This is a genomic window from Luteolibacter sp. (genome assembly GCF_058122085.1).
This window is the reverse complement of sequence record NZ_JBIKBQ010000003.1, coordinates 40,127-58,352: the sequence shown is the minus strand read 5'-3', so window position 1 is coordinate 58,352 and position 18,226 is coordinate 40,127. Positions and strand designations below refer to the sequence as shown.

The following is an 18,226-nucleotide window of genomic DNA, read 5'->3' as shown; positions in this document are numbered from 1 at the left end:
ACCACATGCCCTCGTGCGTCGCGCTGGCGCGGGAGGCTTAAGGATTCAGCCATCATGCCCACGCCCTACCACCCACCGTTCACCATCACCCCGGGCCAACTCAACTTGGTCGGGGAAATCTGCGAGCGGATCGGGCGGTGGGGTGGGCGGGATTTGCCGCTTTCGCCGCAGCTTCGGAAGTCGAACCGCATCCAGTCGATTCAGGCCTCGCTGGGGATCGAGAACAACAGCCTCGGAATTGATCAGGTCACGGCGATTCTCGAAGGCAGGCGGGTGATCGGGTCGATGCGGGAAATCCAGGAAGTGCGAAACGCCATCGAGAGCTACGACCTGCTGCCGACTTGGAAACCGGAGTCGGTGGAGGATTTTCTCGGCGCTCACGGAATCATGATGAAGGCGCTGGTGGATCACGCCGGCATGTTCCGGCCTGGAGGAGTCGGTGTTTATCGGGGAGAGCAATTGATTCACATGGCTCCGCCGGCGGAGCGGGTGGAGCATCTGGTGGGAGATCTTTTCCAATGGCTGGCTGGGACGGATCTACATCCGTTGATTGCCAGTTCCATTCTCCACTACGAGATCGAGTTCATTCACCCATTCTCGGATGGAAACGGGCGTTTGGGCCGGCTCTGGCAATCGCTTTCCCTATCGCGCTGGCATGCGGAGCTGGCATACCTGCCGGTCGAGAGTCTGGTGCGGGACCGTCAGGCGGAATATTACGAGGCCCTCGGTGCTGCCGACCGCTTGGCGGAAGCAACTCCATTTGTCGAATTCATGCTCACGATCATCCGGGAAACCTTGGATGCGACTCCGGCAAGCGACCAAGTAAGCGATCAAGTAAGCGACCAAGTAAAAGCCCTGCTCAAGGCTTACGGCAGCGACATTGAACTCACTTCGGATCAGTTGCTCCGACGCCTTGGACTGCGGCACAAGCCAACCTTCCGGAAAAACCACCTGAATCCCGCGCTGGCATCCGGCGTGATCGAAATGACCGCGCCGGATTCCCCCCGCAGCCCGACTCAACGCTATCGGCTCACCGATGCAGGCAGGCGCATTCCCAACTGAGTTTCTTCAATTCCCCATGAACCTCTCCGAACAGGAAGCTTTCGCATTCCTCGGCCGCCTGTTTCCAGGCGGTATGAAAGACCCCGCCTTGATCGCGGAGTTATGCCCGGAAGGGTGGGGGAGTTCACCGTTGTTGTTCGCGTGTTATCACCCCTCGCCAGAGGTGCGGTACGCGGAGAGTCTGGAGTTTTCGAGAAACATGAAAAACCTCGGTTTAACGCTGAGCCGCCGGAAGGGCGAGGTCACGCAGGCTCCGCCGGAGGAGCCGGAACCGACGTTCGAGGAGTTTCTGGCGAAGAACCCGCTGGAAAATCTGGAGGTCTCCGCGGAGCAGGCCATCGACGAACCTGCCGAGTTGCTGGGGCTTTGTTTGTGGGACGTTTTTTCCGACAACCACGAGGTCATCGCCGCCGATGGCCGGGTGGTGGACCTGGGGTCGTTTCGTGGCAGTGCCGGAGTGATCGCCGATTTTTTCGAGGGATCGAATGACAGGGAGGAAAAGTCCGAGGATGGAATGTGGAGTGGCTGGGATGGTGGCGACTACATGCGTTTCTACATGGGATCGTGGGGGCTTGCGCGGCGGGCGGATCTCAGTCCGGTTTACCAGCTGATTTTCCGCCGTCTGAAATCACTCGGGGCGGATTGGAGATACTCGTTTCCGCGCCTGCATCTGATTGATTTCGGCTCGCGTGAGGAAGATCCCGGCACCGACTACGATCCATCCGTGGCACTCGCGAAAGAGGCGGAGCGCAAGGCCCGTGCGGAAGAACTCCGTCAGATGCGGCGGAAAATGGATCGCGACACCCTCGCCGCCAAGCGCGAGGCGCGGAGGAATGAACCTCCCGCCACCGTGCTGGCCTATCAGGAGATCTACCGCAAGTTTCCCCCGGGCTGGCCACCGGATCCCTATCCGGAGGAGTCTGAAATCTGAAATCCACACCCGGATGCAATGCCACAGTTTCCGGGAAATGCCCGTCTGCCAGCACGCATTCCAGCACCCCTCACCGGCCCAAGCGGTTGTCGCTAGCCCTCCAATGGAATTTCCATCGCCATCCTCAGCATCGGCAGGGCCGCAAAGTGGCCGTCGCGAGCGGCCAGTTCGCCGCCGGATTGCCGCGCCTGCGCGGCGATCCAGATGTCATTGGTGGGAATCGGTTTGCCCTTGCTCCTCAAGAAAAAGAGAAGCTCGGCGTAGATTTCCGCCGTGCGGTGAGCCGGGTGACACCGGCATAGCCGCGGCACTTGGCGTTGGCGGTGAAGCCCAGGCCGAGTTCGCCGCACGCGTCGCGCAGGGCGTCAAGATCCCGGATCTGTGTTTGGATGGTGGTGAAGTGAGACATGATGATTTTGAATGTTGAATTTTGGATGTTGGATTGGAGAGGCGTCGAAAGTCTGAAAGTCGGAAGAGCCAGAGGGTTGCGGGAGCGCGGTCCTCTGGCTCATTTCAGAATTTCAGTTTTCAGCGTTTCAGCTTTTGTTGGTCGAGGTGTGTTTGGCGTGATGAGTGGTTTTGGTAGCGTTGAGAGAATTGAGAGGAGTGGTGGTGGGGAAATTGCGCTTCAGTGATGAGATTGGCGTGTCGGGTGAGGGTAATGGCGTGGTGGGAAAGGGATTGATCCAGGTGAAATGGCGGTTATGCTGCGGGCACGACTGTCGCCATCCGAGCCATTTACGAGGGAGGGAAACTCCGTCCGCTTGAGCCGTTGGAGCTGGCGGAAAACTCGGTGGTGCAAATCTCGCTTGAGACCGCGCAGGACGACGCCGAGCGCCGGGAGTGGCTGGATCAGGGGCAACGGTCGCTGACAGGTGTCTGGGACAACCAAGCCGACGACGTTTACAAGGTTCTGCTCACGCGATGATGTGGTTCTGCTGCCGATTCCGTTCACGGATCTAAGCAGTTCCAAGGTGAGGCCGGCGATTGTGGTGGGTCACGGCAGTTGGGCGGGCGACTTGCTGGTGGTGCCGGTGACCTCACCGCTCTTAGCTGACTTTCAGCGGTGTGAGGTGCCGGCGGGAAATCCGGCAGGCCAGCCATGCCACAAACTTCCACTTGGGGACGATGGCCGGTTTGTTTTCCAGGCGGGTGTGCTGGCCGAGGATGAGGTCGGAGAGTCGGGCTCCGGTGATGGCCGGGATGTAAATGTCGCCCTGATACCAGCCGTAGCAGTCCCATGACGCGGCGACCCAATAGACGTCAACGGCCTCAAGGCGCTTGTGCCAGAACCAGAGTGCTTCCAGTTCGCGGACGACTGTGCGGTTGGCCCGGCACATGTCCTGATAGGTGATGACATGCCGCCGGAGTTGGCGTGCGGCACTTTGCTGATGGGGCATGATGGTGGAAGGTTGGTGTAGTGGTAAACCGGTAGGGGCATGGGAGGTTAGGGTTGGAAACGAAAAGGCCCGGCGTCATGCCGGGCCTGTGTCGCTTGGGTGGTGGTCCGATGCCTACGCGGCTTCGGGCAGCGGTCAAAGCCCCGCTTCGGCCAGGCGCTCGTCCATCTCGGTCTTCTGGAGCTCGTTGGTGAACTCGGTGAGGTCGCCGGCCATCACGCCGGTCAGGTTGTGCGAGGTGAAGCCGATGCGGTGGTCGGTGATGCGGCTTTGCGGGAAGTTGTAGGTGCGGATCTTCTCCGAGCGGTCGCCGGAGCCGATGAGCGAGCGGCGGTGGCTGGAGTAGGCTTCCTGCTGTTCGCGGAGTTTCTGCTCGTAGAGCTTGGAACGGAGGATCTGGAGCGCCATTTCCTTGTTCTTGATCTGCGAGCGGCCGTCCTCGCAGCGGACGTAAAGCCCGGTGGGAAGGTGGAAGATCTGCACCGCGGATTCGGTGCGGTTGACGTGCTGGCCGCCCGCTCCGCCGGCGCGGCAGACTTCGATGCGGAGGTCTTCGGGTTTCAATTCCACATCGACCTCCTCGGCCTCCGGCAGGACGGCGACGGTGACGGTGGAGGTGTGGACGCGGCCTTGGGTCTCGGTGGCGGGCACCCGCTGGACGCGGTGGACGCCGGACTCGTATTTCAAATAACGGAACACTTCCTGGCCGGTGACCTTGAGGATGACTTCCTTGAAACCGCCGACTTCGGACGGGCTGCTTTCGAGGTGCTCGCATTTCCAACCGCGGAGGTCGGAGTAGCGTTGATACATGCGCATCAGTTCGGCGGCGAAGAGCGAGGCTTCGTCGCCGCCGGCTCCGGCGCGGATTTCGATCAGCGCGTCGCGGTTCTCGTTGGGGTCGGCGGGGAGCAGCGCGTATTGGAGTTCGGTGCCGAAGTTCGCGATTTCGGTTTCGAGCGCCGGGATTTCCTCGGCGGCCATCGCGGAGAACTCGGGGTCGTCGGACTTGGCGAGTTCCTGGTTGTCGGCGAGGTGGCGTTTGGCGGCTTGGAGCTTGTCCCAGAGTTCGAGGGTTTGCTTGAGCTTGCCGTGCTCGCGAAGGATCTCGGTGGCGCGCTTGGGGTCGGCGAAAAGCTCGGGATCGCCCACCGCTTCTTCCAGCTCGGAGAAGCGGTCGCGGCGTTTGGCGATGAGTGAGGAGTAATCCACGGAAGCTGGTAGAAGCGGATAGTTGGTAAGGCGCGCCCCGACTGAGACAGGCGGGACGCTCAATGCTGTCACTTCAAGAATTTTCAAACACAGATGGACGCAGATGGACGCAGATGAAGAACACAGATAAAGAGTGCATTTTCATCCTATTCATCCGTGGTTGAATCTTCTTAATTTATTGCGCTATTCTGACAGTATTGGGCGGGACGCTTCGGGGTGTCAGCTCTGGTCGATGGTCTTCTCGGTGGCGGCGTCGATGATGAGGAATTTCTCGCGGTTCATGGTCGGATCCGAGCGGAAGATGAGGCGGCCGGAATGCGAGCGCTCGAGTTCCATCAGGAGCTTGGCGTCCTCGCTCTTGAAGCGGTTGAGGACGTCGCTGTTGACGATGACGATGATGTCGCCGACGGAGTCGTGACGTTTCTGGATGACGGTGTGCAGGCGGCGCTGGATCTCGATGGACATGGTCATCGGGGTTTTGACGCGGGCGCGGCCCTGGCAATACGGGCAGGGCTCGTACATCGAGTCCCGGAGCGATTCGTTGAGCCGCTGGCGGGTCATTTCCATCAGGCCGACGGGGGAGATCTGGAGGACCTGGGTCTTGGCCTTGTCCTTCTTGAGGCGCTCCTTGATGGCCTTGTAAACCGTCTGCTGGTCCTTGCGGTGGCGCATGTCGATGAGGTCGATGACGACCAGCCCGCCGATGTTGCGGAGGCGGAGCTGGCGGGCGACCTCGACGGCGGCCTCGACGTTGGTTTCGAGGATCATCTTGTCCACGTCCTTGGAGCCGCGGTTGCGGCCGGTGTTGACGTCGATGGCGATGAGAGCTTCGGTTTCATCGATGACGATATAGCCGCCGCAGGGCAGCCAGACCTGGCGGGAGAACGCCTCGTCGATCTGTTTCTGGATGTTGATGCGCTCGAAGATCGGCTGGCCGGCGGCGGACGGCATGTAGTGGATGCGGCGCTTGGCGCGGCGGGAGATTTTCCCGGCGATTTCGCGGATCATCTCGGTGGTCTCGGCGTCGTCGCACATGACCTGGTCGATTTCCTCGGTGAGGAAATCGCGGGCTGTGCGCTCGATGAGGCCGGGCTCCTGGAAGATGCAGGCGGGGGCGGGGTTGTTGGCGCGGCGGGCTTCGATCTCGTCCCACTGTTCGAGGAGCATGTGGAGGTCGCGGACGAGGTGGCGGCGGCGGATGCCGCTGGCGGCGGTGCGCATGATGATGCCCATGCCCTCGGGGACCTGGAGCTTCTGGGTGATGATGCGCAGGCGCTGCCGCTCCTTGGGATCCTCGATCTTGCGGGAGATGCCGAACTGCTCGGTGAAGGGCATGAGGACCAGATAGCGGCCGGCCAGCGAGATGTTGGTGGTGACGCGCGGACCCTTGGTGCCGATGGGGCCTTTGGAAACCTGAATGACGATTTCCGAACCAATCGGATAGATGTCGGGGATGTCCTTGGAGCTGATTTTTTTCTGCTGCTTCCTTTTGCCTTCGCGCTGGATTTCCTCGAGGCCCGCGTCGAGCGCGGCGGGGATGGCGTCCCAGAAGTGAAGGAAGGCGTTCTTGTCGAGGCCGATGTCCACGAACATCGCCTTGAGGCCACCCTCGATGTTTTTGACGCGGCCCTTGAAGATGCCGCCGACGATGTTCTGGTCGCCCTCGCGCTCGACGGTGTATTCCTCGAGCACGCCGTCCTCGAGGAGCGCGACGCGGCGTTCGAGTTTCTCGACGTTGACGACGATGCTGTTGCCGCGGGCGGGGTTGGGTTTGCCGATGCCGAGGAGTCTTTTGATGTGTTGGATCATATGGATGGGAGTTTGTTGGTTAGGGAATTGATGTTTGATGTGTTGGGGAAATCAGGGGTCTGTGACGGGGATGGCTTTGGGAATCACCGAGCCCTCGGCATCCACCTCGGGGGTGATGGTCGGGGTGGGGGTGACGGTGGTGGAGGGAGGGGTGTGGATGCCGGAGGCGACCTCGCCGGCTTCCTCGCCGGTCTCGCCGGCGGGTTCTTCCGCGACTTGCGGCGGGTCCGCGGCGGTGGCGACGGAGGGCGGTGCGGGGACGGTCTCTCCAGCTTCGACGGCGGCGATCATTTCCGGGGAGATCTCGATGGTCTTCTCGATGCGGTCGGTGTTTCCGAGGGCCTTGGTCATGGGCTTGAGCGGGAGCTTCACGCCGTTGTCGCGGGCGAAAATGCCCCGATAGACGAGGTTGACCAGCGGGCCGCAAACGCCGCCGCCGGAGCCGCCGTTTTGGACGAGGATGCAGATGGCGTATTTCGGGTTGTCGTAGGGTGCGAAGCTCATGACCCACGAGTTGTTGGATTTCTTGCCGTTGTCGGTGGTCTGGGCGGTGCCGCTTTTGCAGGCGACGACAATGTTCGTGAGTTTGGCTTTTCCCGAGGTTCCACCGGGGTCGTTGGTGGACATCCGCATGCCCTTGCGGATGAGCTCGATGTCGCTCGCCTTGATCCCCGACCGGGTGAGATCGATTTCAAGCTTGGGGACGTCCGGAATGACGGTTTTGCCGTCCTCGCTCACCGCCTTTTTCACGATCCGGGGTTTGTAGTATTTGCCGCCGTTGGCGACGCAGGCGGTGACGGCGCACAGCTGGAGCGGGGTGGCCAACGAGTCGCCCTGGCCGATAGAGAGGAAGGCGTTGAGGGCGGGAGTCATGGTGAGGGAAGGGTTGGCGCTGCGCCACGCGCGGCTGCCGGGCAGGATGCCGGCGTCTTCCTTGGGCAGCTCGATGCCGGTGCGCTTGCCGATGCCGACGAGCTGGCAGCCCTCGACCATCGCCCTCCAGCCGATGGTGTTGGCGAGCTTGTTGAAGTAGGGGTTGCAGGAATGCTGGATCGCTTCGGATAGATCCTGGCCGCCGTGGCTGCCCTTGTGGAGGTTCCAGATCCAGCAGCCGACGTTCTTGTTGCCGTAGGTGACGTAGCCGTCGCAGGAGTAACTGCGGGTGGCGTTGCCTGCCAGGGCGCCCGCGATGGCGGTGGGGATCTTCATGGTCGAGCCCGGAGTGAACTCGGAAATCGCCCGGTTGGTGAACGGGGCGAGCTGCATGTTGGCCCGATAGGCGTCCCAGTTCTTCTGGGAAATGCTCGGGATGAAGTCGTTCGGGTTGTAGTCCGGCACGGAGGCCATGGCGAGGACCTCGCCGGTGTTGACGTCCATCACCACGCCGGCGGCGCGGCCCGCGAGACGCAGGGTGTTCTCTAGCAGGAACTGGACGCGGGCGTCGATGGTGAGCCGGAGTTTGGCGCCGATGCCGGGCTTGGTGTAGTCGGACATCCGGATGGTGCGGCCTTTTTCGTCCTTGACGATGGTCTTCTGTCCCTCCGGTCCGCGGAGGGTTTCGTCCATCGAGGCTTCCACGCCGGCGATGCCTTTTTCATCGCCGATGTAGTGGTTGAATTGGCGGGTGGCGCTGTCCGGGACGTCGCCTTTTTCCCACTGTTTCAAATAGCCGAGGACGTGGCTCGCGAGCGCGCCGTAGGGATAGTGCCGCTGCGGGCGGATGCTCGGATAGACTCCGGGCAGTTCGAGGTTGTGCTCGGCGAACTTGGAGAACTCCTCGTAGCTGAGATCGGAGCGGTAGCTGAAGGGGATGAGCCCGCCGTGGGTGAGGAAGTGGGTGCGGAGGTCGCCGGCCTTGTAGGGGCGGGCGAGGTTGAGGCTCGGGTCGCCGAGCACGCGGATGGGGCCGTCCCGGACGATGGCGACGATGTCCTTCTCCGAGCGCTTGCGGGGCAGGCCGTCTTCCCGGGTCAGGCGCTGGATGGTCGGGTCCTCGGTGTGTTGTGATAGATAGGCCTGGCGGATTTCGTCGAGGTTGAAGGAGACCTCGTAGTTGCGGAGGTTGCGGGCAAGGGTGATGCCGTTGCGGTCGGTGATTTCGCCGCGGATGCCGGGCTCGCGGACGGTGACGGTGCGGTTGCCTGGCACCTGTTGGAGGAAATCGTCGCGGCGGACGATCTGGAAGTCATAGAGGCGGGAAAGCAGCGCGCCGAAGCCGACGAGCACGAGGGCCGTCAGCAGGTAGAGTCGGAAGCGGTAGCTGGGTTCCATGGCCTCAGTAAGCGTGGCGGCGTTTGCGGCCGGCGTCGGGATTGATCGAGTGGTCGCAGGATTTCGCGACGCGGAAGAGCAGCCAGAAAACGAAGGGGGAAAACAACATGGTCAGCAGCGAGGTGAAAACCATTTGCAGGAGGGTGGCCTTGGAGAGCATGAAGTCCCCGCGGACGAAGTTGATGATGGCATATTCGGCCGCCAGATAGAGGAAGATGGCGATGCCGGTCAGGAACGCGGAGAACTGCCATTTCCCCTGTTTGAAGAGCGGCTGGATTCCCTGCATCAGGAACCCCATCGCGGCGAAGAGCAGGATCGAGTAGCCGAAGCGCAGGGACTCGACCTGCTGGGTATAGACTTCCGCGTCCCCGCCGTGCGGGCCGAGGGCGCAGTGGGCGTCCCAGAAAAACCCGCCGATGAAGGCGAGCAGCAGCATGGTGGGCTGGCCGACGGTGACCGCCGAGCAGAGGAACACCAGCTGGATGAGCATGATGCGCGACTGGTGGATGCTCGTGAACGCAGGCAGGAACTGCTGCACCACGAAGGAGGCGAGCAGGAGCAGGATCGTAATGAACGAGTAGCGGATCACGGACGGGTCAGGGAGCGGCGGAGAGCACGACGAAAACCGTGCCTAGATCCGCGAAGTTCACCGAGGGCCGGACGAGAGCTTCGGAATCCAGCGCGCCTTTTTCGACGGAATCGATGGTTCCAAGTAGAATGTTAGGCTGGAAGATCCCCCCCCGGCCGGTGGTGAAGACGCGGAGCCCCGGACGGAGCGCGGCGTCGGTTGACAGGAATTTGAGCCGCAGCAGCGGGTTGCCGTCGAAGCGGCCGCGCTGGCCGCTGAGGATGCCGACTTCCGGCGAGCCCTCGACGCGGGCGGAAACCTGGCATTTCTCGTCGGTGAGCAGGAGCACGGACGAGCGGTTCTGGTCCTTGTAGATGCGGTCGATCTTGCCGACGAGCCCTTCGTTAGACAGCACGGCGAGCTGGGTGCCGATGCCGCGCTCCTGGCCGGCGTCGATGTCCACGGTCTGCCACCAGGTGGTCGGCTGGCGGCGGATGACCTGGGCGGGGACCACGTCGAAGTGGGTGGCCTTCTTGTAATCGAGGGCATGCCGGAAGCGCTCGTTTTCGAGTTCGAGTTCGCGATAGCGCGACTCGATGATCCGCAGGCGCCCGAGCTCGCTGCGGACGGTTTCGAGCTCGACTTCGAGTTCCCTCGAATGACGGGTTTCATGGAGAAACGCGCGGGCCTGGGTTTCCATTTGCGAGCCGGATTTCAAGAACGGCGACATCGCCGAAAAGTAAAGGTCCTGCACCTCGCGCACGGCGCGGTCGCTTTGGGTGAATGCCCAGAGCGCTCCTCCGAGGAAGAGCAGCAGCGCGATGAGGTTGAGCGGCTTCATGGCCGGAATGGGTCAGTGAAAGTCCGATTAACGGTCCATGCTGGCGACCCGCTTCAGGAGTGGAAGCTCTTGAAGTGCCTTGCCCGTGCCTTCGGCCACGGCGCTGAGGGGATCCTCGGCGATGTGGACGGGCAGGCCGGTTTCCTCGCGCAGGAGGCGGTCAAGCCCCTTGAGCAAGGCCCCGCCGCCGGCCAGCACGATGCCGCGATCGACGAGGTCGGCGGCGAGCTCCGGCGGGCAGCGCTCGAGAGTGGTGCGGACGGCGTCAACGATGGTGCTGAGGGGGTCCGCCATGGCCTCGCGGATTTCCTGCGAGGTGATGGTGATGGTTTTGGGGAGTCCGGCGACGAGGTCGCGGCCCTTGACCTCCATGGTCATTTCCTTGGGCAGGGGAGCGGCCGAGCCGAGGCGGATCTTGATGTCTTCCGAGGTGCGCTCGCCGATCATCAGGTTATAGGCGCGCTTCATGTATTGGATGATCGCCTCGTCCAATTCGTCGCCGGCGGTGCGGACGCTGCGGGCGTAAACAATGCCGGAGAGGGAAATCAGCGCCACCTCGGTGGTGCCGCCGCCGATGTCGACGATCATGTTTCCGGCGGCTTCCTGGACCGGAAGTCCCACGCCGATCGCCGCCGCCATCGGCTCTTCGATCAGATAAACCTCGCGCGCTCCGGCCTGCTCGGCGGATTCGCGGACGGCGCGGCGCTCGACCTCGGTGATGCCGGAAGGAATGGCAATAAGCACCCGCGGATTCGAGCGGCGGCCCTTGTTCACCTTGCGGATGAAGTGGCGGAGCATCGCCTCGGTGACTTCGAAATCCGCGATCACGCCGTCTTTCAGAGGGCGGATCGCGACGATGTTGCCCGGCGTGCGGCCGAGCATGCGTTTCGCATCATCCCCCACGGCGAGCACCTCGTTGGTGCCGGCTTTGACTGCGACGACCGACGGTTCGCGTAAAACGATGCCGTGGTCCTTGACGTTGATCAGGGTATTCGCAGTGCCTAGGTCGATGCCGATATCATTAGAAAACAGGTTTCCAAAAAGCTTTTTGAACATGGATGTTGTTGAAAATAAGAGAGTAAATCGTAAAAGTGGATGGATTCCGGAGTCCGGACGCCGCGTCATTCCAGCTGGCAAGCCTGAAGAAAAACGGTGCGGGGCAAGGAACTCCTGAAGGCGAACGGAGGAACGTCAACACTCGCCGCCCCGAGGTCAAGCGGGAATCCGTGTTCCTCGCCGTGGCGTTCAATGTTCCACACGCTGGAAACCAGCGCCTCGCGGGCAAGGGGAGACGGCGGAAGAACGGTTGCCGCCCACGATCAAAATGGAGGCCGTCACTGGACGGGTGATGCAATCCACCTGCCTCATGGCGAGAGTGGGGCCATTCTGACCGTGGGCGGTCCTTCGGGGGGGAAGTGGGGAAAAGGGTGCATGGATCGGGAAGGAATTAGAGACAATGAACCGGTGCGGACTATTTTGAATAGCCCCGAAACTACGTAGAAATGACAATAATTCGTAGCCGCTAAAGCGAAGGTCTCACTTACGGGGCGGGATCCAGCCGATAGCCATTCAGCGCGTGTTGGAAAAAGATCATTTGGCTTCAGGGTCTGAAAGCGGTCCCGGGGATTGATTTCTCGGGAAGATCAGCCTCCAAATGGAGAGGCAAAACCGGCGCATGCTGGCGGATATGACGGCGTGGGCGGAAATTCTCGACGCCTTGGGCTGGAACGTCGCGCTGCGGCGGCCCGCGATTTCCGGATCTGACCGCCACGGATATCCGGGCGGGTCGTATTGAAATCGGCGTGAACGACGGCTTGCCGATTTCAAATTCGCTGCTTAATTTGCGCCTCAACAGACGCCCATGAAATCCATTTCCCTTTTCTCCCTGTTCGTTTTGATCGCTCCGCTCTCGGCACAAGACAAGGCCGTGCCGGCCGAGAAAAATCCCGTCGTCAACAAGGAGGCCTTGCAGCCCAACCAGCAGGCGTTCCTCAATCTCCCTGAGGAAAGCCGGAATGAATTCATCAAGCATCTCAGCGAGGGCAACCGTCTTTTCCAACAGAAGCGGGTCTTCGAAACCCTCGAGGAACTCGACAAGGCGGCGAAGATTTTCACCGACAGCCCGGAAATCTACAACCTGCGGGGCAGCTGCTTCGTGGAAATGCGCTCGTTCGACAAGGCGCTCGACCAGTTTGAAAAGGCCCGCGCCCTGGCCAAGGACAACCCCAGTATCGATTTCAACGTCGCGGAGGTTTATTTCGTCACCAAGGAGTGGAAGAAGGCCGTGGATCTGTTTGAAAAGATCATGAAAATTCTGCCGCCGGAGAACACCGCCCTCGGGCGGTTGGTGGAGTTCAAGATTCTGCTCTGCAAGAAGAGGCTCGGATTGAACGACGAGGTGACGATCCTTGCCGGGAAATACGATTTCCTCGATGACTCGCCGTTTTATTACTACGCGCAGGCGGCCCTCGCCTATGACAGCGATAATTTGGTCAAGGCGGAAGAGTGGCTGGCGATCGCCGGCCGGATTTTCCGGGATCCGAACGTGCTCGCTCCGTGGCAGGACACGCTCGTCGAGCACGGATACATCAAGAGTTTCTACGGCGACGACGCCGCCACGGAACAGTGAACCGGCGGCTGGGGCGGTCGTGAACGATTGCCGAAATCTCCGTCGAGCCTCGCATCATGGTTCGATTTTGCTTCAAAACCCTTGTGCTTGTTCTTGTCGTGCCGGGCGTCTTCGCCAGCGGGGCGGCGGTCGGGCAGGGGACGACTCCCAGGGTCGTGGTGCCCACGGGCAGCCGCCCGCTGGTGCCGGTGCGTCCTCCGGCGGCTTCCACCGCGCGGGTGCTCTATCCGTGGAAAACCCACGTGACCTGCACGATTTTCTGGATTGGCGAGCAGCCGACGTCGCGCAATCCGACACCGAACTGCAAGTCGTCCTGGGACCAGAACTGGGCGTCCAATTTCGGCGGATACGATGATCCGGAGCCGGCGAACCGGGTGGCGAACCACACGACCGGTGAATTCCGGCCGAAGGGTTTCGTGCCCAAGCTCAATTCGTTTTATATCGCGCTGCCGTACAATGACGTGCTGGGCTACGGCAGGCACAAGCCGGAAGCCGCCAGGGTCGTGCCGTGGTTCGCGCGGATGAGTCCGGATCCGGGCAAGACGGTTTGCAAAGGCCGCTGGGTCCAGATTTACAACGGCAGCCGGAGTTGTTACGCGCAGTGGGAGGATTGCGGGCCGTGGGTGACCGATGACTGGGAATTCGTCTTCGGCACCAAGCCGCCGAAAACCACGGAGAACGGCGCGGCGGGGATCGACCTATCGCCCTCGATCCGCGACTACCTCAGCTTGCGCTCCGGCCAGAAAGTGCACTGGCGCTTCGTCGAGGCCGGGCAGGTTCCTTACGGTCCTTGGAAAAAATACGGGCAGGAGGTTCCGGTCGCGAACAACCCCGATCTGCTTGCCCAGCAGCGTTATCTCGAGTATTTGAGGAAACTTCGCGATGAGGAGTTTATGAAGAAACCCCTGAACCAACTTTGAAACCAGACGCCCAAGCGGTGGAAATGCTTCGGTCTTTGGGAATTCTTAGCTTCGCCTCGGAATAAACCTTCATTCTTCTTGACTCGTTTTGGGGCGGAGCCTAAATCACCGCCCCCAAACGAACTTTTACCACTGATTCCCATGGCCAACGCACAAGTTATTCTCAAAGAAAAAATCGAAGGCCTTGGTGCCGAAGCAGATGTTGTCAAAGTCCGCGCCGGATACGCCCGGAACTTCCTCATCCCGCAAGGCAAGGCTTTCGAAGCCAACCGCTCGAACCTCCGCCACGTCGAAGCTCTCAAGACCGCTCGCGCAGCCCGCGAAGCCGTAGAGCTCGTCGAACTGCAGGAACTCGCCGTGAAGATTTCCAAGCTCAAGCCGAAGTTCGTGCTTTCGACCGGCCAAGGCGGCAAGGCGTTTGGATCGGTCACCAACATGGACATCCACAAGGAGCTCGAAGCGGCCGGAATCGTCATCGACCGTCACTCCATCGAGCTGGAGAAGCCGGTGAAAAAGTCCGGCAAGACCGAAGTCCAAATCCGCCTCCATCCCGAGGTCATCGCCACGCTCACCATCTCGGTGGACGCAGGCGCGGAAGAAGCCGAAGCGTGATCCGCTGCTGATTGATTTTCATGAAAAACCCCCGGTTCGTCAGACGAACCGGGGGTTTTTGTTTTTGAGCGCGAACTCGAAATTGGAGGGTCAGACCAGTCCCTGGCGGAGGGCCTTGGAAACCGCCTCGGTCTGCGAGCGGACCTCCAGTTTCCGGTAAACCGAGCGCAGGTGCATGTCCACGGTGTGCTGTGAAATGAAGAGCTCGTCGGCGATTTCCTTTTTGATCAGGCCGCGGACGAGGAGGCGCAACACCTCTTCCTCGCGGTTGGTGAGCGGCTCGACGTGCTTGACCGGACCGTAGCGGGCGAATCCCTGCAGGATCATGTTGGCGATCGGCGCGCTGAGCGCCGAGGTGCCGTCGATCACGTCGCGGATGCCGGAGAGGATTTCGTCCGGGTCGGCGGTTTTGAGCAGATAGCCGGACGCGCCGTTGCAGATGGCGCGGTAAACTTTGTCGCGGTCATCGGATGCGGATAGAATGAGCACCTTGATCTCGGGCAGCAGCGCGCGGATTTCGGTCAGGACTTCGAGGCCGTCGCGGCGGGGGAGGCCGAGATCGAGAAGCAGCAGGTCCGGCCGCTCGTTGGTGAACTTCAGCTTGTCGAACAGCTCGGCCGCGCTGGAGAAGTGATGCGGGCAGGTGAGGTCGTCCTCGTTGCTGATGAGGCGGCGAATCTGTTTGGCGAAGACCTCGTGATCTTCGAGAATCCAGATGCAGTGGGTGGTGGTGGCTTCGGCGATCATGCGAGGGCGGGGTGTGAGGTGAGGTGGGAGCGTTTGACGAGCAGGCGGATGAGGGTTCCGGTTTCCTTGGAAGAGGTGATTTGCAGGCTGCCCTCAAGCACCCGGGCGCGGTCCTGGAGCTTGTTGACGGTGGCCGGCTTGAGGTCCGCGTTCACGGGCAGGCCCACGCCGTTGTCGAGGATTTCCAGGGCCAGATTGTCGTCCTCGTCCCACAGGCGGATGGCGACGCGGTCGGCCTGCGAGTGTTTTAGGACGTTGTGGATGGCTTCCTTGTAGAAGAGAAACAGATGGCGCTTGGCGTCGAGCGACAGCTTGGCGGCGGTCTTGTGGGACTCGCACTCGACGGTGAAACTGATTTCCCGCAGGAGTCGTCCGGCGGTTTCGCGCATCCGCTGGACGAGGTCGCCGATCGAGTCCTGGCGGCGCTCCAACAGCCAGACGATGTCGCGCATGGCCAGCGAGCTCTCGCGGGCGATCGATTCCACCTCGCCGAGGTCATCGGCGACTTCCTCCGGGCCATGGAGGCGGACGAGATCCTTGCGGGCGCTGCGGGCGATGAGGGAAATGCTGCCGAGATTGCTGCCGATGTCGTCGTGCAGGTCGGAGGCGATCCGTTTGCGGATTTGGTCGAGTTGGTTCTTCGACATCAAGCGCCGCCGCTCGACGATGAAGACGGGAATCAGGAATGTCAGGCCGAGGATCATCGCGGAGCCCCAGGTTGCGTTGAGTTCGCTTTCGGAAGCGAGTTGGTGGTGGATGGGCTTGAGCGCGGCGAGTTCCCGCTCGATCTTGCCGCGCTCGGAGAGCTGGGCGAGCCAGGTGGCAAACGAGGAAATCCGTTTTTCCGAGGTGTAGCCGTCGGTGAGGGAGGTGATCTCGGAGGATTCGGCACCGTGCGAGCGGGTGACGGGAAGACCGCTGGCCAAATTCTTGCCCTGCGACCAAACTTCGATTTCCGAGAAGGCGTGGATTTTCCGGTCTCCCATCAGGTAGGGGGCGACTCCGGTCAGGCGGAGGCTTTTCGCGGACTTGCCGCGGAGGGGAATCATCAGCGGGGTCATGCTGCTGGAGCCGGCTACGGGATTGGTCCACGCCAGTTGCTCTTCGCTGCCGTCCGCCGCTTGCAGATGGAGGGTCATCGATTCGGGAAGCACCGAGGATTCGAAGGACGGGTTGAGCTGGTAGGGGAAGATGATCACTCAATCCAGAGAGCTGGATTGCCCGAGTTCAAGAGTCCAGGAAACGGTTTCGGTGGTGCTGGAAACCTCCACCAAATCGCCTGTCCCGGCGATGGCGCCGATGCCGTTCTGCCAGATGCCGAGAGGGGTGCGGGCATCCGTCAAAGCCTCGGGATACCAAGTGCCCGGTGCGTTTATGTCTCCCGAGCAGGTCACGGCGGCTCCGAACGAAACCGGCTCGCCGCCCGCAATCACCGCGATTTCGGACAAGCCGAAAACATCGCTCGTTCCCTTCCGGTGACCTTCATGCACGGTCAGTCGCACGTAGCGGGCGGTGTCGTGCGCCGTGAATGGCACCGGGTTGCCTTCGGAAAAGCGAGGAGTCGTGCCGGAGGTGTAGAGCACCGTGCGCTGGGCGAAATCCGCCTGATTTGACAGCTCAAGGGTAAATCGTTGCGGGAAAATTCCGGAATCTTCTAAAAACTCTCTCTGAGCAGGAACGAGGAAAATCGTCTTGATCAGGTGTTCGCGGCCCAGATCAAGCGTCACTGTAGGGTCTGGAGCGTTGGCATTTGCGCGGCAGCCCCGGTAACCCAAGCCGGTCTTCATCGCATGTTCGCGGTGCTGGGCGAAGGTCGATACCCGGTTGTTCAGCCATAAGACACGGTATTCCGTCTTAACGAGTTGTGAGTCAAAAACACGGGCGATCGTGCTGATCGGATTGGCAATCTGAGCCGTGTTAAAGGCCGTCGCCGAGGTGGGCGAGAGGCAAGTTAAAGCCGACAGCGCTGCGCTGCGGAGATGGCGGGAATGACCGGTGACTGGCATGATTCAGTGAAGCAATATTTCTGGGATGCTGTGTGTTTTTTAAAAACAATCAACATTTTTTAATTAAAAACTTATCAGTGGTAGTTCCGTCCGCACGAGCGGGTGTCTTCAACGGACAGTCGCCGCGCCGGAGTCGGCGTTCAGAACGGCAACAGGAAACGTTTGACCGCCTCGCGTTTGAGCCGGAGTTCGCGCCATTCGTTGACGAGGCGGCTCGCTTCAATGATCCCGCAACCTGCGGGCAGCATCAGGTTTCTGCCGTCCCACCAGATGCCGCGAATCGCGACGACGGCATCGAACCGGCCTTGATCCCAAAGTCCGAAGGGAGCGCCGAATTGCGGGGGGCAGCCGAGACGTTTCCGCCAACCCAGCAGGAGGGAAAGGGTTTCCGCCGTGCGCGGCAAGGGGCCGAGCGCCGGCGTGGGATGGAGCCGCCGGAGCAGGTCTTCGGCAGTCTGCGGCGATTGAAGATCGAGGCTGATGAGAGTCAGGAAATGGACGATTGATCCGAGGTCGAGGATTGCGCGGGTGCTGCGCTCGATGCGGCCGAGCTCGAGGAGCTTGGAGACGAGCGTCTGCGCGACGTATTCGTGCTCGCGGATTTCCTTTTCATCGACGGCGAAAACCTCGCGGTCCTCGCTGCGGGCGGTGCCGGCGAGCGCCATGGTTTCGAGCCGGTTGCCATCAAGCGAAAACAGCAACTCGGGAGTCGCGCCCGCGAAACCGGTGTTCTGTTGGAGCCGGCCATAGGAATGGAGCGGCGCGGCCTGGCGGGTCATCGCCGCCAGGATCGCAGGTCCGGGGGATTGGCGTGCGGTGCCGGCTTCGGTGACCACCGGCACGGTTTTTTCAAAAACTCCGCCATGGATCGAAGACATGACTTCCTGGAAAATCACGGAAAACGGCGCGGCGTCCAGCGGAGTCCACTCACAGTCGAGTGGCGGGGTGTCGCGAAAACGCGCGGCCATCTCCGCGGTGGTGGTCCGCTCGACGCGGCTCGGGGTTTTCCACGGCCTCGCATCCTCCAGCGCGAAATCCTGCACGTAAAACGCAACGCCTTCGGACGGCGGCCCGGCGGATTCCGTGAATGGCCCGTGGCCGACCACCACGCTGCCGTCCCGCTTGGCCAGCCAGGCCATTGAGTCTGAAATGTGTTCCATGAGGTGCTGGGGAAGGGCGGGCGTGACGCCCAATTCTTTCATTTTAAGAATATTTAACCGC

Annotated in this window: 19 protein-coding genes; 6 read left to right on the top strand and 13 right to left on the bottom strand. The window is 61.4% G+C overall.

Annotated features, from left to right (window positions below; all coding sequences use genetic code 11):
• The first annotated feature begins 54 nt into the window (after positions 1 to 54).
• Positions 55 to 1,062, top strand: a complete 1,008-nt coding sequence (locus AC4DF4_RS01080; protein WP_490046254.1) for a Fic family protein — start codon at positions 55 to 57, stop codon at positions 1,060 to 1,062.
• A gap of 16 nt (positions 1,063 to 1,078) precedes the next feature.
• The gene (locus AC4DF4_RS01075) at positions 1,079 to 1,993 is read left to right on the top strand and encodes a hypothetical protein (protein ID WP_490046253.1); all 915 of its coding nucleotides are present in this window, start codon (positions 1,079 to 1,081) and stop codon (positions 1,991 to 1,993) included.
• 92 nt (positions 1,994 to 2,085) lie between these two features.
• Here the strand turns inward: AC4DF4_RS01075 and AC4DF4_RS01070 are convergent, their stop codons facing one another.
• Positions 2,086 to 2,235: a hypothetical protein gene (locus AC4DF4_RS01070; RefSeq protein ID WP_490046252.1), complete on the bottom strand. Its 150-nt coding sequence runs from the start codon at positions 2,233 to 2,235 to the stop codon at positions 2,086 to 2,088.
• Entirely contained in the window at positions 2,232 to 2,402 is a 171-nt protein-coding gene (locus AC4DF4_RS01065; RefSeq protein ID WP_490046251.1) for a hypothetical protein, read from the bottom strand. The genes AC4DF4_RS01070 and AC4DF4_RS01065 overlap by 4 nt, the downstream gene beginning before the upstream one ends.
• A 318-nt stretch (positions 2,403 to 2,720) precedes the next feature.
• Between AC4DF4_RS01065 and AC4DF4_RS01060 the strand changes: the two genes are divergently transcribed.
• A complete protein-coding gene (locus AC4DF4_RS01060; protein WP_490046272.1) occupies positions 2,721 to 2,921 on the top strand; it encodes an antitoxin family protein in 201 nt (66 codons plus the stop codon).
• A gap of 121 nt (positions 2,922 to 3,042) precedes the next feature.
• Here the strand turns inward: AC4DF4_RS01060 and AC4DF4_RS01055 are convergent, their stop codons facing one another.
• From AC4DF4_RS01055 to AC4DF4_RS01025, 7 genes are all read right to left on the bottom strand, one after another.
• Positions 3,043 to 3,393, bottom strand: coding sequence for a hypothetical protein (locus AC4DF4_RS01055; protein ID WP_490046250.1), 351 nt, complete (start codon positions 3,391 to 3,393; stop codon positions 3,043 to 3,045).
• Between the two features lie 135 nt (positions 3,394 to 3,528).
• Positions 3,529 to 4,602 (bottom strand): peptide chain release factor 1, encoded by a 1,074-nt coding sequence (gene prfA / locus AC4DF4_RS01050; RefSeq protein WP_490046249.1) that lies wholly within the window; start codon positions 4,600 to 4,602, stop codon positions 3,529 to 3,531.
• Positions 4,603 to 4,821: 219 nt separating this feature from the next.
• Positions 4,822 to 6,411: an Rne/Rng family ribonuclease gene (locus tag AC4DF4_RS01045; RefSeq protein ID WP_490046248.1), complete on the bottom strand. Its 1,590-nt coding sequence runs from the start codon at positions 6,409 to 6,411 to the stop codon at positions 4,822 to 4,824.
• 51 nt (positions 6,412 to 6,462) lie between these two features.
• Positions 6,463 to 8,682 carry a peptidoglycan D,D-transpeptidase FtsI family protein gene (locus tag AC4DF4_RS01040; protein ID WP_490046247.1) on the bottom strand — a complete coding sequence of 740 codons (2,220 nt, stop codon included), beginning with the start codon at positions 8,680 to 8,682 and terminating at the stop codon, positions 6,463 to 6,465.
• Positions 8,683 to 8,686: 4 nt separating this feature from the next.
• The gene (locus tag AC4DF4_RS01035) at positions 8,687 to 9,271 is read right to left on the bottom strand and encodes a hypothetical protein (protein WP_490046246.1); all 585 of its coding nucleotides are present in this window, start codon (positions 9,269 to 9,271) and stop codon (positions 8,687 to 8,689) included.
• A 7-nt stretch (positions 9,272 to 9,278) separates the two neighbouring features.
• Complete coding sequence (mreC, locus tag AC4DF4_RS01030) at positions 9,279 to 10,091, bottom strand: rod shape-determining protein MreC (protein WP_490046245.1); 813 nt, start codon at positions 10,089 to 10,091, stop codon at positions 9,279 to 9,281.
• 27 nt (positions 10,092 to 10,118) lie between these two features.
• A complete protein-coding gene (locus AC4DF4_RS01025; RefSeq protein ID WP_490046244.1) occupies positions 10,119 to 11,147 on the bottom strand; it encodes a rod shape-determining protein in 1,029 nt (342 codons plus the stop codon).
• Positions 11,148 to 11,952: 805 nt separating this feature from the next.
• Here AC4DF4_RS01025 and AC4DF4_RS01020 point away from each other — a divergent pair.
• The 3 genes from AC4DF4_RS01020 (at position 11,953) to rplI (ending at position 14,252) form a co-directional block, all read left to right on the top strand.
• Entirely contained in the window at positions 11,953 to 12,720 is a 768-nt protein-coding gene (locus tag AC4DF4_RS01020; RefSeq protein WP_490046243.1) for a tetratricopeptide repeat protein, read from the top strand.
• Between the two features lie 56 nt (positions 12,721 to 12,776).
• Positions 12,777 to 13,640 (top strand): hypothetical protein, encoded by an 864-nt coding sequence (locus AC4DF4_RS01015; protein ID WP_490046242.1) that lies wholly within the window; start codon positions 12,777 to 12,779, stop codon positions 13,638 to 13,640.
• 141 nt (positions 13,641 to 13,781) lie between these two features.
• A complete protein-coding gene (gene rplI / locus AC4DF4_RS01010; protein ID WP_488257329.1) occupies positions 13,782 to 14,252 on the top strand; it encodes a 50S ribosomal protein L9 in 471 nt (156 codons plus the stop codon).
• A 90-nt stretch (positions 14,253 to 14,342) separates the two neighbouring features.
• Here rplI and AC4DF4_RS01005 read toward each other — a convergent pair whose 3' ends face one another.
• From AC4DF4_RS01005 to AC4DF4_RS00990, 4 genes are all read right to left on the bottom strand, one after another.
• Entirely contained in the window at positions 14,343 to 14,999 is a 657-nt protein-coding gene (locus AC4DF4_RS01005) for a response regulator (RefSeq protein ID WP_490046241.1), read from the bottom strand.
• Entirely contained in the window at positions 14,996 to 16,198 is a 1,203-nt protein-coding gene (locus AC4DF4_RS01000; RefSeq protein ID WP_490046240.1) for a sensor histidine kinase, read from the bottom strand. Before AC4DF4_RS01000 ends, AC4DF4_RS01005 begins: the two co-directional genes overlap by 4 nt.
• Entirely contained in the window at positions 16,199 to 17,005 is an 807-nt protein-coding gene (locus AC4DF4_RS00995) for a hypothetical protein (protein WP_490046239.1), read from the bottom strand. It abuts the gene before it with no gap.
• 140 nt (positions 17,006 to 17,145) lie between these two features.
• Entirely contained in the window at positions 17,146 to 18,207 is a 1,062-nt protein-coding gene (locus tag AC4DF4_RS00990) for a chorismate-binding protein (RefSeq protein WP_490046238.1), read from the bottom strand.
• Positions 18,208 to 18,226: the final 19 nt, after the last annotated feature.